Raw genomic sequence first — 15,291 nt, 5'->3', positions numbered from 1 at the left:
GGGCGGCGGCCAGCCCGCGCCGAGCGGTGGCAGCGGCCACGGGCCGATCCAGTGTTTCGCCTGCCACCCGCCGCAGCCGGTACACCCGCAGCCGATTCACCCGCAGCCGATTCAGCCGCAACCGATCCGCCTGCAGCCGCTGCAGCATCCCTGAGACAGCGGGTGCGCAGGGCGAGGCCGGACAACCAGGTCCGGTCTCGGCCTATTGCGCACGCGAGCGCAGCGCGCGGTGGGCGTGCGGCCAGAACGGCATGCCCGCCACCACGGTCGCGCCGGTGGCGATGAGTCCGACCGCGACGTCGACGCTTTGGCGGCCATCGCGCGCCCAATACACGTCCTTGAGGTCCAAGAGCAGGGCAAGTTCGTCGACGATCATCGCGTTCGCGGCGCCGTAGGCGACGGCCGCCGCCGGATGCCGGCGTTGCCTGTCGGTTCCGCGCAGGCCCACGCCACCCACCGTCGCCAGCATCCCGATACCGATGTTGTAGTGGTGAAAGTGTCTGCCGCCCATCGACATACCACCACCCGACGGCCCATGGCCGGCGCGGATCCAATGCGTGAGCGCCCGCAGTCCGGCGAACGTGAGGGTGAACGACGTCCAGGCCAGCACCGTGGCCTGCTCGCCGGGCTGCAGCCGCTGGTCCCATTGATGGCGCAGGCGCTCCCACCGAGACCGCGGTGCGTCGGTGCCGTCAGCCTCCATACCCAACGACGCTAGACCAATAGCATTTCGAAGTGTGGAGTCCCGTTGGGTGCTGCACCTGGACATGGATGCGTTCTTCGCCTCGGTCGAACAACTCACCCGGCCGACCCTGCGCGGACGGCCGGTGCTGGTGGGCGGCCTGGGCGGACGGGGCGTGGTGGCCGGGGCCAGCTACGAAGCCCGCGTGTATGGCGCCCGCTCTGCCATGCCGATGCATCAGGCCCGCCGCCTGATCGGCGTGACCGCGGTGGTGCTGCCGCCGCGCGGCGTGGTGTACGGGGTGGCCAGCCGGCGGGTCTTCGACACTGTGCGCAGCGTGGTGCCGGTCGTCGAGCAGCTGTCGTTCGACGAGGGCTTCGGGGAACCGCCGCACCTCGCGGGCGCGTCCGCCGAGGACGTCGAGGCGTTCTGCGAGGACCTGCGCCGACGGGTCCGCGACGAGACCGGCCTGATCGCTTCGGTCGGCGCGGGCTCGGGCAAGCAGATCGCCAAGATCGCGTCGGGCCTGGCGAAGCCCGACGGCATTCGGGTGGTCCGCCGCGCCGAGGAGCGGTCGCTGCTCGGCGGGTTGCCGGTGCGGCGGTTGTGGGGCATCGGTCCGGTCGCCGAGGAGAAGCTGAATCGACTCGGCATCGACACCATCGGCCAGCTGGCCGCGCTGACCGACGCCGAGGCCGCCAACATCCTGGGCGCGACGATCGGGCCGGCACTGCACCGCCTGGCGCTCGGCATCGACGACCGCCCCGTCGCCGAGCGCGCCGAAGCCAAGCAGATCAGCTCCGAGTCCACCTTCGCCGTCGACCTGACCAGCCTCGAGCAGCTGCGTGAGGCGATCGACCCGATCGCCGAGCACGCGCACCAGCGGCTGCTGCGCGACGGGCGCGGCGCCCGCACCGTCACGGTGAAGTTGAAGAAATCCGACATGAGCACGCTGACCCGCTCGGCGACGTTGCCCTACGCGACGACCGAGCCCGGCGCGCTGGTCGCGGTGGCCCGGCGGCTGCTGCTCGACCCCCGTGAAATCGGGCCGATTCGCCTACTGGGCGTGGGCTTTTCGGGATTGAGCGACGTGCGCCAGGAGTCGCTGTTCCCCGACCTGGACCTGGCGGGGGAGACCTCGGAGGGGCAACCCGTAGAGACCGCGGCCGAGGCCATGTTCGCCCCGGTGGCCGAAGCGGGCTCGCAGTGGCGGGTCGGCGACGACGTGTCGCACCGCGAACTCGGGCACGGCTGGGTGCAGGGGGCGGGCCACGGCGTGGTCACCGCGCGGTTCGAAACCCGCGCCTCGGGGCCGGGCCCGGCGCGGACGTTCCCCGCCGACACCGCCGAGCTGAGCAAGGCCAACCCGGTCGATTCCCTGGACTGGCCGGACTACCTGGGGGCGCTGCAGGCCCTGGAAGCGAATGCGGCGTCAGCCCCAGCGGGCGATGACGTCGCCGACCGGTAGCTTCGCGGCCAGCGCGGCCATCACCAGCACCCGGGCCTGCGGCGGTCGCAGCCGGGGCACCATCACCGCGCCGGCGGCCACCATCGCGTGCCCGGGCCCGTAGCTGGCGCCGACTCGGCCGCCCGGGACGCGGGTGGACACCGCCACGGCGACCCCGGCCCGGCAATGGCGGGCCACCGCCTCGACCACCGCGTCGCCGGCGTTGCCCGAACCCAGCGCCTCGAGCACCAGGCCCCGCGCCCCGGCGGCCACGCACGCGTCCAGGGCCACCCCGTCGCTGCCCAGGTAGGCGGCGACGATGTCGACCCGAGGTGCGTCCGCCGCGCTGAGCCCGCCGAGCTGGGGCCGCGTCTTGGTGCCGGTCAGGGTGACGCCGCCGCCGTTCACCGTGCCGATCAGCTCACCGGCGAAGCCGCTCAGGTCGTTCGTCGCGACCTTGGTCAGACCCAACGGCTGCAGCACCCGGCCGGCGAAACACAGCAGGACGCCCAGGCCGCGGGCGGCGGGGTGGCCCGCCACGGCCAGAGCGGCGCGCAGGTTGGCCGGGCCGTCGGCGTCGGGCGCGTCGGCGCTGCGCATCGCCCCGGTGAGGACCACCGGGACGTCACCCGCGTGGGTGAGCTCGAGCCACAGCGCGCTCTCCTCCATGGTGTCGGTGCCGTGCGTGACCACCACACCGTCGGCGCCGCCGTCGATCGCCGCCCGCACGGCGCCTCGGATCCCGTCCCAATCGGCCGGCACCAGCTGGGAGCTGTCCAACGCCAGCACGTCCACGACGTCGACGTCGAGGCCGGCCGCCAGGTCGGCCGCGCCGTACGAGGGCCGGTGCACGCCGTCCGCACCGGTGCCGGTCGATATCGTGCCCCCGGTGGCGATGACGGTGAGCCGGCCCATGATGAGATCATCGCGCACGCCGACCGCGAACATCGGTCAGACCGCGTCCGCATTTGGGGGATGATGTGAGAGTGCCCGAGGAACCCACCGGATCCACTGAGCCCGTGACCTCGACCGACGAGGCCGAGGACGCCGCCGCGACCGACCCGAGGCGGCCGCCGAGGCGGCTGCGCCTGCTGCTGTCGGTCGCGGCGATCGTCCTGGCCCTGGACATCGTGACCAAGGTGCTCGCCGTCAAACTGCTGCCCCCCGGCCAGCCGGTGCCGATCATCGGCGACACGGTGACCTGGACGTTGGTGCGCAATTCCGGGGCCGCGTTCTCGATGGCGACGGGTTACACCTGGGTGTTGACGCTGATCGCCACCGGAGTGGTGGTCGGGATCTTCTGGATGGGACGCCGGCTGGTGTCGCCGTGGTGGGCGGTCGGGCTGGGGATGATCCTGGGCGGCGCCATGGGCAACCTGGTGGATCGCTTCTTCCGGGCGCCCGGGCCGTTGCGCGGCCATGTCGTGGACTTCCTGTCGGTCGGCTGGTGGCCGGTGTTCAATGTCGCCGACCCCTCGGTGGTGGGCGGCGCCATCCTGCTGGTGGTGCTGTCGATCTTCGGCTACGACTTCGACACCGTGGGCAGGCGCAGGCCGACCAGCGCCGATGAGTGACCGCTCCATGCCCGTGCCCGAGGGGCTGGCGGGCATGCGGGTGGATGCGGGCCTGGCGCGCCTGCTGGGGCTGTCCCGCAGCGCCGCGGCCGCCCTGGCCGAAGACGGCGGGGTGGAACTGGACGGTGTGCAGGCCGGCAAATCCGACCGGCTGACCGGCGGCGCGTGGCTGCAGGTGCGCCTGCCCGAGGCCCCCGCGCCGGTGGAGAACACGCCCGTCGACATCGAGGGCATGACGATCCTGTATTCCGACGACGACATCGTCGCGGTCGACAAACCGGCGTCGGTGGCCGCGCATGCGTCGGTGGGGTGGACGGGGCCCACGGTGCTCGGCGGGCTGGCCGCCGCCGGCTACCGGATCACCACCTCGGGCGTGCCGGAGCGGCAGGGCATCGTGCATCGCCTCGACGTCGGAACCTCCGGGGTGATGGTGGTGGCGCTATCGGAGCGCGCCTACACCGTGCTCAAGCGGGCGTTCAAGCAGCGCACGGTCGACAAGCGTTATCACGCGCTGGTGCAGGGGCATCCGGACCCGTCGAGCGGGACGATCGACGCACCGATCGGGCGGCACCGCGGCGGCGAGTGGAAGTTCGCCGTCACCAAGGATGGCCGGCACAGCCTCACCCATTACGACACCATCGAAGCCTTCCACGCCGCCAGCCTGCTCGACGTGCACCTGGAAACCGGCCGCACGCACCAGATCCGGGTGCACTTCTCCGCGCTGCACCACCCCTGCTGCGGTGATCTCGTCTACGGGGCTGATCCCAAACTCGCGAAAAGGCTTGGGCTGCAAAGGCAATGGCTGCACGCCCGGTCGCTGTCGTTCGCCCATCCGGCCGACGGCAGGCGGATGGAGATCGTCAGCCCCTACCCGGCCGATCTGCAGCATGCGCTGGACGTGCTGCGCGCCGAGGACTGATCACCGGGGCTTGCGCGCCTCGACCAGCAGCCGCGTGGAGTGCGCGACGAAGGGGCCGTCGGCCTCGATGCGCTCGTGCAGTTCCCGCAGCCGCTCCCGGTACGCGCCGACCGTGAAGTCCGGCACCGTCCAGATCACCTTGCGCAGGAAGTAGATAACGGCGCCGATGTCGAAGAACTCGGCCCGCATCCGTTCCATCCGCATATCGACGACGTCCATCCCGGCGGCCCGGGCCTCGGCGCTCTGGACGTCGGGGTGTAGCTCGGCCCATTTCTCCGGCTGCGGCCCGATGAAGTATTCGACGAGTTCGGCCATGGTCGCCGGCCCGATCTGCTGGGCGAAGTAGGTGCCGCCAGGCCGCAGCACCCGGGCGATCTCCGGCCATCGCACCGCGATGGGGTGGCGGCTGGTCACCAGGTCGAAGGCCGCGTCGGCGAACGGCAACCGCGGCTGGTCGCCGGTCACCACGACCACCACGCCGCGCGGATGCAGGCGTTGGGTGGCCAGGTCCGCGTTGGGCGGCCACGATTCCGTCGCGGCCATCGCGGGCGGAAACCGCTCGGCGCCGGCGAGCACTTCGCCGCCGCCGGTGTCGATGTCGCACGCCGCCGACACGCTCCCCAGCCGTTGGCTCATTTGGCGCTGGTAGCCCCACGACGGGCGTTCTTCGGTGGCGCGCCCGTCCAGCCAGGAGAAGTCCCAGCCGTCGACGGGGGCCGCGTCCGCGTCCGCCACGAGGTCGTCGAAAGTGCGTCCCATGTCGAGCATGCTAGGCAGCGATCACGGCGCGCGGCAGACGAATTTTGTGCCGTTGAGGTCGAGCTTGACCTCGCCCTGGTGCTCCCAGTATTCGGAGCCCTGGCGGCCGTATCGGGCCCCGCTGCCGGACGGTTCTTGAAACAGGATCTGCTGGTTGCCCTTCCAGCTGAGCACCGCCGCGGGCGGGTCGAAATCGTTGTAGAACTGCGCGGTCAACGGCCCCGCGTCGGCCGGGCACTGGTAGGTGACGACGGGCGGGCTCAGGGTGCCGGGGTCGGCGATGGCCAACTGGACCAGCCGCGTCTGATACGCCTCGACCAGGCAGGTGCGCGCTTCGGGGTTCTGTGCGCAACCGTCGCGTGTGGTCGCCCAGCCGTTCTGCGCGGACGTCAGCGCGCCCTGGTCCGCGCCGGCCCGGGCAAGCGCCTGTTGGTAGGCGGCCTGCAGATGGTGGTCGAGGTCGGTCAGCTGCGGATCGGCGCACACCTGCTGCTGGGCCGCGTTGGCCGGTTTGGCACAGTCGAGCGCCGCCGCGGTCGGTGGGGCGGTGGTGGTGGTCGTTCCCGTGGTGGTGCCGTCCGGCGGCGGGGTCGATTTCGCACCGCAGGCGCCCAGCATCAGGGCCGCAACGATGACGGCGAGCAGTCGCATACGTGCTGACTACCGCCTGCCGGCCGCGCCCCGGGCACGACACGCCGGGACGACCTTGGCGGAACCGTCAGACCGTGGCCTTGTTGGCGTCGCCCGTCGCGATCTCGGGAGCCAGGGGCGCGATGGCGCCGATGATCTCGGTGACCGTCTGGGCTGACACCCCGGCCGCGGCCAACGCGTCGGACAGGTGCCCGGCCACCAGGTTGAAGTGGTGCATCGTGATGCCGCGACCCTGGTGCACCTGCTTCATCGGGGCCCCGGTATAGGGCTCGGGCCCGCCGAGGGCCGCGGCGAAGAACTCGACCTGCTTGCCCTTGAGGCGGTTCATGTTGGTTCCGGTGAAGAAGCCGGAAAGCTGGTCATCGGCAAGCACACGGACGTAGAAGTCCTCGACCACGACCTCGATCGCCTCGTGCCCGCCGATCCGGTCGTAGACCGCGACCGGCTGTGGTTTGCGGAAGCGTGCCAGAATTTTCATAAGTCCGATTGGAACATTTCGGCGTTGCCCGCCAGTTAGTTCGCGATCACGCACGGATATCTTTGCGTAACAAGCGGATTGCCCACTCTTGACGGTCGTGTCGGCCGCGGCGTGAGACGCTCGGCAAGCGTTACATGCCAGCAATGTGCATCGAGCCACCGGCCTGATGTCCTAGGTTGGCTTAATGACTCACGTCACATCGTTCACACCGCCCCGCAAGGAGCACATGGTCATCGGGCAGGCCAGCTGCGGTCGGGGGGCCGACATCATCAGGAGCCAAAGCCGATGAATCTGGGTGACTTAACGAATCTCGTCGAAAAGCCGCTCGCGAACTTGGTGGAGAAGCCGATCGCGGCGGTGTCCCACATCGTCAACACCCCGAACTCCGCGGGCCGTTACCGCCCCTTCTATCTGAGGAATCTGCTCGACGCGGTACAGGGCCGCACGCTCGACGAAGCCGTCAAGGGCAAGACCGTCCTGATCACCGGGGGATCGTCGGGCATCGGCGAGGCCGCCGCGAAGCGGATCGCGGAAGCCGGTGGCGTGGTGGTGCTGGTCGCGCGCACCCGCGAGAACCTGGAGAAGGTCGCCTCCGAAATCGAAGGCGACGGTGGCACCGCCCACGTCTACCCGTGCGATCTGACCGACATGGACGCGATCGCCGAGATGGCCGATCAGGTGCTCTCCGACCTCGGGGGCGTCGACATCCTGATCAACAACGCGGGGCGGTCGATCCGGCGATCGCTGGAGCTGTCCTACGACCGCATCCACGACTATCAGCGCACCATGCAACTGAACTACCTGGGCGCGGTCCAGCTGATCCTCAAATTCATCCCCGGGATGCGGGAGCGGGGGTTCGGGCACATCATCAACGTCTCCTCGGTCGGCGTGCAGACCCGCGCGCCGCGCTTCGGCGCCTACATCGCCAGCAAGTCCGCGCTGGACAGCCTGTGCGACTCCCTGCAGGCCGAGACCGTGAATGACGGCGTGAAGTTCACCACCGTCCACATGGCCCTGGTGCGCACCCCGATGATCAGTCCGACCACGCTCTACGACAAGTTCCCGGCGCTGACGCCGGATCAGGCGGCCGGGGTGATCGCGGACGCCATCGTGCACCGGCCCCGCCGGGCCAGCTCGCCGTTCGGACAATTCGCGGCCGTCGCCGACGCGGTGAACCCGGCGGTGATGGACCGGGTGCGCAACCGCGCGTTCGCCATGTTCGGCGACTCCCACGCCGCCAAGGGCGACGAATCGCCAAGCGATTCACCGCAATTCGACAAACGCAGCGAGACGTTTGTGCGGGCGACTCGCGGGATACATTGGTGACATCATGAGCCTTCCGAAACCTGACATCGAGACCACCGTCGTGATCACCGGCGCCTCCTCCGGCATCGGCGCCGAACTGGCCCGCGGGCTGGCCCGTCGCGGCTTCCCGCTGCTCCTGGTCGCGCGGCGCCGGGAACGCCTCGACGAGCTCGCCAACGAGGTGGGCCAGGAATACTCGGTGGCCGTCGAGGTGCTGCCGTTGGATCTCGGCGATTCCAAGGGCCGCGCGAAGCTGGCGGACCGGCTGCGCGCCGAGCCGATCGCCGGCCTGTGCAACAGCGCCGGGTTCGGCACCAGCGGGGTCTTTCACGAGCTGCCGCTCGATCGCGAAAGCGAGGAGGTCACCCTCAACGCGCTGGCGTTGATGGAACTCACCCACGCCGCGCTGCCCGGCATGGTCGAGCGCGGCGCCGGCGCGGTGATGAACATCGCGTCGATCGCCGGTTTTCAGCCGGTGCCCTACATGGCGGTCTACTCGGCCACCAAGGCCTTCGTGCAGACCTTCTCCGAAGCCGTGCACGAGGAGCTGCACGGGACCGGGGTGTCGGTCACCTGCCTGTGCCCTGGACCGGTCCCGACCGAGTGGGCCGAGATCGCCAACGCCGAGCGGTTCAGCATCCCCATCGCGCAGGTCTCGCCCCGCGACGTCGCCGAGGCGGCGATCGGCGGGATGCTGTCCGGCCGGCGCACGGTGGTGCCGGGCGTCGTGCCCAAGGTCGTCAGCACCGGCGGCCGGTTCGTGCCGCGCAGCCTGCTGCTGCCCGGGATCCGCATCGGCAACCGCTTCCGCGGGGGACCCAACCGCTAGTTTCGCCGATTGTCACGCCAGCGTGGCATTGAGCGCCGAGCGTCACGCCAGCGTGGCGTTCGGCGGGGGAGCAAGGAGGATCGTGTGGCCGCTGTCGACCTGACCGCCGACGTGCCGATGACCCCGCAGGAGATGTGGGACCGCGTCTCCGACCTGTCGGACCTGGGCGACTGGCTGGTGATGCATGAGGGGTGGCGCAGTGATCTGCCCGAGGAGCTCGGCGAGGGCGTCCAAGTCGTGGGCGTGGCCCGGGCGAAGGGCTTCCGCAACCGGGTGACGTGGACGGTGACCACCTGGGATCCGCCGCACGAGGTGGCGCTATCGGGGTCCGGCAAGGGCGGCGCCAAGTACGCCGTCACGCTCACCGTGCAGGCCGCCGAAGATGGATCGACGCTCGGCGTGCGCCTTGAGCTGGGCGGGCGTGCGTTGTTCGGCCCAGTGGGTTCGGCGGCGGCCCGCGCCGTCAAAGGCGACGTGCAGAAGTCGTTGAAGAACTTCGTCGAGTTGTACGGATAATCGGGTCCAAGAAACGCGAGACACACTTACGCGACACGCCCGAAACCCGTCGGTGCGCAGTCATAGACTGGCGTCTCTATGAACCACTCCTCCTTCGTGCACCTGCATAACCACACCGAGTACTCGATGCTGGATGGGGCCGCGAAGATCTCGCCGATGCTGGCCGAGGTGGAGCGGTTGCAGATGCCCGCGGTGGGGATGACCGACCACGGAAACATGTTCGGCGCCAGTGAGTTCTATAACGCGGCGACCAAGGCGGGGATCAAGCCGATCATCGGGGTCGAGGCCTATATCGCACCGGGCTCGCGCTTCGATACCCGGCGCATCCTGTGGGGTGACCCCGGCCAGAAGTCCGACGACGTGTCGGGCAGTGGTTCCTACACGCACCTGACGATGGTGGCCGAGAACGCCACCGGGCTGCGCAACCTGTTCAAGCTGTCCTCACTGGCGTCGTTCGAGGGCCAGCTCGGCAAGTGGTCGCGCATGGACGCCGAGATCATCGCCGAACACGCCGAGGGCATCATCGCCACCACCGGCTGCCCGTCGGGGGAGGTGCAGACCCGCCTGCGGCTGGGGCAGGACCGCGAGGCGCTGGAGTCGGCCGCCAAGTGGCGCGAGATCTTCGGCGCCGACAACTACTTCCTCGAGCTGATGGACCACGGGCTGTCCATCGAGCAGCGGGTCCGCGAGGGCTTGCTCGAGATCGGCCGCAAGCTCGGCATCCCGCCGCTGGCCACCAACGACTGTCACTACGTCACCCGCGACGCCGCCCACAACCACGAGGCCTTGTTGTGCGTGCAGACCGGCAAGACCCTTTCGGATCCGAACCGGTTCAAATTCGACGGCGACGGCTACTACCTGAAGTCGGCCGCCGAGATGCGCCAGCTCTGGGACGACCAGATTCCGGGCGCGTGCGACTCGACGCTGTTGATCGCCGAGCGGGTGCAGCCCTACGACGACGTGTGGGCGCCGCGCGACCGGATGCCGATCTTCCCGGTGCCCGAGGGGCACGACCAGGCGACCTGGCTGCACCACGAGGTGATGGCGGGACTGCGGAGACGTTTCGGATCCAATGTCGGCCAGGACTACATCGACCGGGCCGAGTACGAGATCAAGGTCATCTGCGACAAGGGCTTCCCGTCGTACTTTCTGATCGTCGCCGACCTGATCAACTACGCGCGGTCGGTCGACATCCGGGTGGGGCCCGGGCGCGGTTCGGCGGCGGGCTCGCTGGTGGCCTACGCGCTGGGCATCACCAACATCGACCCGATCCCACACGGCCTGCTGTTCGAGCGGTTCCTCAACCCAGAGCGTCCGTCGGCACCCGACATCGACATCGACTTCGACGACCGTCGTCGCGGCGAGATGGTGCGCTACGCCGCCGACAAGTGGGGCCAGGACCGCGTCGCTCAGGTCATCACCTTCGGCACCATTAAGACCAAAGCGGCGCTGAAGGATTCGGCGCGGATCCACTACGGCCAGCCCGGCTTCGCCATCGCCGACCGGATCACCAAGGCGTTGCCGCCGCCGATCATGGCGAAGGACATCTCGCTGTCGGGCATCACGGATCCGGCGCACGAGCGGTACAAGGAGGCCGCCGAGGTGCGCGGCCTGATCGAGACCGACCCCGACGTCCGCACCATTTACCAGACCGCGCGCGGGCTGGAAGGGCTGATCCGCAACGCCGGCGTGCACGCCTGCGCCGTGATCATGAGCAGCGAGCCGCTCACCGAGGCCATCCCGCTGTGGAAGCGGCCGCAGGACGGCGCCATCATCACCGGCTGGGACTACCCGTCGTGTGAGGCCATCGGCCTGCTGAAGATGGACTTCCTGGGCCTGCGGAACCTGACGATCATCGGCGACGCGCTGGAAAACATCAAGGCCAACAGGGGAATCGACCTCGACCTGGAATCGGTGCCGCTCGACGACAAGCCCACCTATGAACTGCTGGGCCGCGGCGACACCCTGGGGGTGTTCCAGCTCGACGGCGGCCCGATGCGCGATCTGCTGCGCCGCATGCAACCAACCGAGTTCAACGACATCGTCGCCGTGCTGGCCCTGTACCGCCCCGGCCCGATGGGCATGAACGCCCACAACGACTACGCCGACCGCAAGAACAACCGGCAGGCGATCAGGCCGATTCACCCGGAGCTCGAGGAGCCGCTGCGCGAAATCCTCTCGGAGACTTACGGTCTGATCGTCTACCAAGAGCAGATCATGTTCATCGCCCAGAAGGTCGCCTCCTACACGATGGGCAAGGCCGACGCGCTGCGCAAGGCGATGGGCAAGAAAAAGCTCGAGGTGCTCGAGGCCGAGTACAAGGGCTTCTACGAGGGCATGACCGCCAACGGCTTCTCCGAAAAAGCGGTGAAGGCGTTGTGGGACACCATCCTTCCGTTCGCGGGCTATGCGTTCAACAAGTCGCACGCCGCCGGTTACGGCCTGGTGTCGTACTGGACCGCCTACTTGAAGGCCAACTATCCGGCCGAATACATGGCCGGCCTGCTGACCTCGGTGGGCGACGACAAGGACAAGGCCGCGGTCTACCTGGCCGATTGCCGCAAGCTCGGCATCACCGTCCTGCCGCCGGACGTCAACGAGTCCCTGGTGAACTTCGCGTCGGTCGGCCAGGACATCCGCTTCGGGCTGGGCGCGGTGCGCAACGTCGGCGCGAACGTGGTCGGTTCGCTGATCAAGACCCGCAACGAGAAGGGCAAGTTCACCGACTTCTCCGACTACCTGAACAAGATCGACGTCTCGGCCTGCAACAAGAAGGTCACCGAGTCGCTGATCAAGGCGGGCGCGTTCGACTCGCTCAGCCATGCCCGCAAGGGGCTCTTCCTGGTGCACACCGACGCGGTCGATTCGGTGCTGGGCACCAAAAAGGCCGAGGCGATGGGCCAATTCGACCTGTTCGGCGGCGGCGGTGACGGCAGCGTCACCGATTCTGTTTTCACCATCAAGGTGCCCGAAGACGAGTGGGAGGACAAACACAAGCTGGCCCTGGAGCGGGAGATGCTCGGCCTGTACGTGTCGGGCCACCCGCTCAACGGCGTGGCACACCTGCTCGCCGCCCAGGTGGACACCCAGATCCCGGCCATCCTCGACGGCGACGTCCCCAACGAGAGCCAGGTGCGGGTGGGCGGGATCCTGGCGTCGGTCAACCGGCGGGTCAACAAAAACGGAATGCCTTGGGCCTCAGCCCAACTCGAGGACCTTACCGGCGGCATCGAGGTGATGTTCTTCCCGCACGCGTACTCCGCCTATGGCGCCGACATCGCCGACGACGCGGTGGTGCTGATCAACGCCAAGGTGGCCATCCGCGACGACCGGATCAGCCTGATCGCCAACGAGCTTGTGGTGCCGGACTTTTCCAACGCCCAGCCGAACCGGCCGATCGCTGTCAGCCTGCCCACCCGGCAGTGCACCATCGACAAGGTCAGCGCGCTCAAGCAGGTGCTGGCGCGCCACCCCGGCACCTCCCAGGTGCATCTGCGGCTCATCAGTGGTGACCGGATCACCACCCTCGAGCTGGACGCCTCGCTGCGGGTCACGCCGTCGCCCGCACTGATGGGGGACCTCAAGGAGTTGCTCGGCCCGGGGTGCCTGGGCAGCTAGGCCGGCGGCCGCCGAGGCCAGTTCCGCCCCCTTCGCCGTAGTCGAGCGTGAAGTTAGTTTCACACCCGCGGCCGAGCGTGAAACTGGCTTCACACTCGCGGGCTAGCTGTCCCGGCGGGCCGCACCCTCGCGGCCGAATGTGCGGCCAGCCGCACTCTCGCGTGCCACTGTGCGGCCAGCCGCACACTCGGCGGCAGCTACGCGGTCAACCCCAGCGCCGCCTGATGGTCGTGGGTGGGAATGATCGTCACCGCGTGGCGCGCCAGGTGCAGCCGCTGCAGCGTCCGGAAGGCTTCGTCGCGATCCTCGTCGACCAAAACGCCGGGATAGCTTGACTTTTGGCGAACCTTCTCGATCTGCAGCCAGTGCCAGGCCGCGTCGCTGGCGATCAGGATCCAGCCGCGCCCGGTGTGGGCGAGCACCCCGACGCTGCCCGGGGTGTGGCCGGGCAGGTCGACCAGGAGGACGGACCGGTCCCCGAACAGGTCGCGGCTTCGGGCGAAGGTCAGCACCGGTGGGCCGTCCAGCTCGTAGTCGACCACGGGCCGTCCGCGCAGCGAATCGCGGACACCGCCGACCGGCGCGACGGGGCCGGACCCGATCCAGTCCCGCTCGGTGCGGTGTAGGTGAACGGGGAGATCCGGCATATCCAGCAGGCCCGAAACGTGATCCCAGTGCGCGTGGGTCGGCAAGGCGAAATCCAACGCCGGCGGCTCCGGCAGCCGGTGCAGGGCCGTGACCGTGGGAACGGTGTCGGCGGGCGGGCGGACCGCGACCCGCAGCACCGCGGGTAGCTGGGCGATCGCCCGCCGCTCGACGTCGCGGCACACGGCCGGGTCGACGATGAAGGTGGCGTCCGGATGGCTGACGATGAACGAGGTCATCGAGTTCCCGACGCGCCGCGGGGTGAACGTGCCCTCGACGATCGCCGCGGTCGGCACCGAGCGCGGCACCTGGGGCAGCGCAGTCACCGTGACGGTGCGCCGGGGCCCGGGCAGTCCGGCGTCGGCGATGCTGCGCAGGAACGTGTGGTCGGGCCGTCTGGGACGCACCGCGCCCCAAACCAATCCGGTTGCAGCGGAGCAACATTGGCGCAGGCTGGGGGAGCGGACGGGGTCATGCGTCATGGTACGTCCACCCGGACGATGACACTGTCGGGCCACACGCCGCGGTCGCGCGCGCGGCTCAGCTTCTCGCGCACGCACAGGTCTTGGTGAACGTTGGTGACGCCCGGGACCTTGATCAGCGGCACGATGTTCCACTGCCAGCCATACCGTTTGTTCAGGACGCGGTTGGCCCGCTCGGCGTCGTCGCCGGACAGGATGGTGGCGCGGCCCGCCACCGGCTTCGCGCCCGGACGGACCCGGCCGCGATGGTCGCAGGCGGTGAGTTCGACGTCGCGGCGCGTGGTCAGCCGCCTGGTCTTGGGCCCCACCTTGGTGCGGAACACCAGCGCGTCGCCGTCCAGCCCGAACCAGATCGGTGTGTCGACCGGCGATCCGTCGCGGCGGAACGATCGGAGCAGCGCGTAGCGAGCCGCGCGCAGTCCGTCGAGTGAATGTGTGTGCATGACACCAGTCAACGACTTAGAGTTGGCTCTAAGTCAAGCGTCGAAGGAGGGCCGATGAGTCCACGGCTGACGATCGGCGAGGTGGCGCGTCAGGCCGGGGTCGCGGCGACGACGCTGCGGTATTACGAACAGATCGGCTTGGTGCCGCCGCCCGGGCGGCTGGGCGGGCAGCGCCGCTACGACGATTCGGTGCTGGCCCGGCTCGAGGTGATCCGGCTCTGCAAATCGGCCGGCTTCGCGCTGGAGGAGATCCAGCTGTTGTTCGCCGACGACGCACCGGGGCGGCCGGCCAGCCGCGCCCTGGCCGAGGCCAAGCTCGCCGAAATCGATGCCCAAATGGAGTCGTTGGCCCAGGCCCGGGCGGTCATCGAATGGGGCATGCGCTGCACGTGTCCCTCAATTGACGCATGTACCTGTGGAATTCATACCGCGTTGCCCGCCTGAGCAAAGGAGCTCCATGAACCAGCCCATCGCCGTGCGCAATTTCTCCCACGTCTGCATCGGCGTCTCCGACATCGAGGTGTCGCTCGCGTTCTACACCGCCGTGCTGGGCATGGACGTCGTATTCGACGTCGAACTCGACGGCGCGGGGCTGGACTCGGTGACCGGCGGGGCCGCGCAACGCGGGCGCATGGTCGGCGGGCTGATCGGTGCCGCCATGGTCGAGCTGCTGTCGCTGGGCGCCGTCCCCGACTGCCCGAGCGGACCGCACCTGGGCTACACCAACATCTCGTTCCGGGTCGACGACCTCGACGCCGCCTTCGACGCCGTTCGGCGCGAACATCCCGACGTGCGCGCCGAGCCGCCCGTCGACATCGGCGGGGTGCGGATGTTCTTCATCTACGACCCCGACGGCACCCCCATCGAACTGCTGGAGTTGCCCGCCGGCATATCAAGCACGCTGCAGCTCTGGCGCCCGGATCCAGCGTGATCCATTCCGCGT

Annotated in this window: 16 protein-coding genes; 9 read left to right on the top strand and 7 right to left on the bottom strand. The window is 69.2% G+C overall.

The window, feature by feature from the left end:
• Positions 1 to 202: 202 nt before the first annotated feature.
• A complete protein-coding gene (locus A5750_RS10535) occupies positions 203 to 703 on the bottom strand; it encodes a hypothetical protein (RefSeq protein WP_066953312.1) in 501 nt (166 codons plus the stop codon).
• Between the two features lie 49 nt (positions 704 to 752).
• Here A5750_RS10535 and A5750_RS10530 point away from each other — a divergent pair, with 49 nt between their 5' ends.
• Positions 753 to 2,150 (top strand): DNA polymerase IV, encoded by a 1,398-nt coding sequence (locus A5750_RS10530; RefSeq protein WP_197505406.1) that lies wholly within the window; start codon positions 753 to 755, stop codon positions 2,148 to 2,150.
• Here A5750_RS10530 and A5750_RS10525 read toward each other — a convergent pair.
• A complete protein-coding gene (locus tag A5750_RS10525; RefSeq protein ID WP_066953350.1) occupies positions 2,115 to 3,044 on the bottom strand; it encodes an asparaginase in 930 nt (309 codons plus the stop codon). The two genes, A5750_RS10530 and A5750_RS10525, sit on opposite strands and share 36 nt — an antisense overlap.
• Before the next feature lie 71 nt (positions 3,045 to 3,115).
• Here A5750_RS10525 and lspA point away from each other — a divergent pair, with 71 nt between their 5' ends.
• Positions 3,116 to 3,703 carry a signal peptidase II gene (gene lspA, locus A5750_RS10520; RefSeq protein WP_082948108.1) on the top strand — a complete coding sequence of 196 codons (588 nt, stop codon included), beginning with the start codon at positions 3,116 to 3,118 and terminating at the stop codon, positions 3,701 to 3,703.
• On the top strand, positions 3,696 to 4,622 hold the full coding sequence (locus A5750_RS10515; RefSeq protein ID WP_066953308.1) for an RluA family pseudouridine synthase: 927 nt from the start codon (positions 3,696 to 3,698) through the stop codon (positions 4,620 to 4,622). Before lspA ends, A5750_RS10515 begins: the two co-directional genes overlap by 8 nt.
• Here the strand turns inward: A5750_RS10515 and A5750_RS10510 are convergent, their stop codons facing one another.
• The 3 genes from A5750_RS10510 to A5750_RS10500 form a co-directional block, all read right to left on the bottom strand.
• A complete protein-coding gene (locus A5750_RS10510; protein ID WP_066953348.1) occupies positions 4,623 to 5,381 on the bottom strand; it encodes a class I SAM-dependent methyltransferase in 759 nt (252 codons plus the stop codon).
• A 21-nt stretch (positions 5,382 to 5,402) separates the two neighbouring features.
• Positions 5,403 to 6,032 carry a lysozyme inhibitor LprI family protein gene (locus A5750_RS10505; RefSeq protein WP_066953306.1) on the bottom strand — a complete coding sequence of 210 codons (630 nt, stop codon included), beginning with the start codon at positions 6,030 to 6,032 and terminating at the stop codon, positions 5,403 to 5,405.
• A gap of 67 nt (positions 6,033 to 6,099) precedes the next feature.
• Positions 6,100 to 6,510, bottom strand: a complete 411-nt coding sequence (locus tag A5750_RS10500; protein WP_066953304.1) for a group 1 truncated hemoglobin — start codon at positions 6,508 to 6,510, stop codon at positions 6,100 to 6,102.
• A 285-nt stretch (positions 6,511 to 6,795) separates the two neighbouring features.
• On the opposite strand from A5750_RS10500, the gene A5750_RS10495 reads away from it, so the two are divergent.
• From A5750_RS10495 to dnaE, 4 genes are all read left to right on the top strand, one after another.
• The gene (locus A5750_RS10495; protein ID WP_066953302.1) at positions 6,796 to 7,836 is read left to right on the top strand and encodes an SDR family NAD(P)-dependent oxidoreductase; all 1,041 of its coding nucleotides are present in this window, start codon (positions 6,796 to 6,798) and stop codon (positions 7,834 to 7,836) included.
• A 4-nt stretch (positions 7,837 to 7,840) separates the two neighbouring features.
• Entirely contained in the window at positions 7,841 to 8,644 is an 804-nt protein-coding gene (locus A5750_RS10490) for an SDR family oxidoreductase (protein ID WP_066953300.1), read from the top strand.
• 84 nt (positions 8,645 to 8,728) lie between these two features.
• On the top strand, positions 8,729 to 9,160 hold the full coding sequence (locus A5750_RS10485; protein WP_066953298.1) for an SRPBCC family protein: 432 nt from the start codon (positions 8,729 to 8,731) through the stop codon (positions 9,158 to 9,160).
• 78 nt (positions 9,161 to 9,238) lie between these two features.
• Complete coding sequence (dnaE, locus tag A5750_RS10480; protein WP_066953296.1) at positions 9,239 to 12,778, top strand: DNA polymerase III subunit alpha; 3,540 nt, start codon at positions 9,239 to 9,241, stop codon at positions 12,776 to 12,778.
• A 197-nt stretch (positions 12,779 to 12,975) separates the two neighbouring features.
• Here dnaE and A5750_RS10475 read toward each other — a convergent pair whose 3' ends face one another.
• Complete coding sequence (locus A5750_RS10475; RefSeq protein ID WP_231989166.1) at positions 12,976 to 13,830, bottom strand: MBL fold metallo-hydrolase; 855 nt, start codon at positions 13,828 to 13,830, stop codon at positions 12,976 to 12,978.
• 71 nt (positions 13,831 to 13,901) lie between these two features.
• Positions 13,902 to 14,348 carry a PPOX class F420-dependent oxidoreductase gene (locus A5750_RS10470; RefSeq protein WP_067262610.1) on the bottom strand — a complete coding sequence of 149 codons (447 nt, stop codon included), beginning with the start codon at positions 14,346 to 14,348 and terminating at the stop codon, positions 13,902 to 13,904.
• A gap of 54 nt (positions 14,349 to 14,402) precedes the next feature.
• On the opposite strand from A5750_RS10470, the gene A5750_RS10465 reads away from it, so the two are divergent.
• Together A5750_RS10465 and A5750_RS10460 are read left to right on the top strand one after the other, a co-directional pair.
• Complete coding sequence (locus A5750_RS10465; protein WP_066953289.1) at positions 14,403 to 14,792, top strand: helix-turn-helix domain-containing protein; 390 nt, start codon at positions 14,403 to 14,405, stop codon at positions 14,790 to 14,792.
• Between the two features lie 13 nt (positions 14,793 to 14,805).
• The gene (locus tag A5750_RS10460; RefSeq protein ID WP_066953287.1) at positions 14,806 to 15,279 is read left to right on the top strand and encodes a VOC family protein; all 474 of its coding nucleotides are present in this window, start codon (positions 14,806 to 14,808) and stop codon (positions 15,277 to 15,279) included.
• The last annotated feature ends 12 nt before the right edge of the window (positions 15,280 to 15,291 follow it).

The sequence above is a fragment of the Mycobacterium sp. 852002-51613_SCH5001154 genome, from assembly GCF_001667425.1.
Lineage (GTDB): Bacteria > Actinomycetota > Actinomycetes > Mycobacteriales > Mycobacteriaceae > Mycobacterium.
Note: the sequence above shows the minus strand (reverse complement) of the source record. Positions and strands in the feature narration are given on the sequence as shown.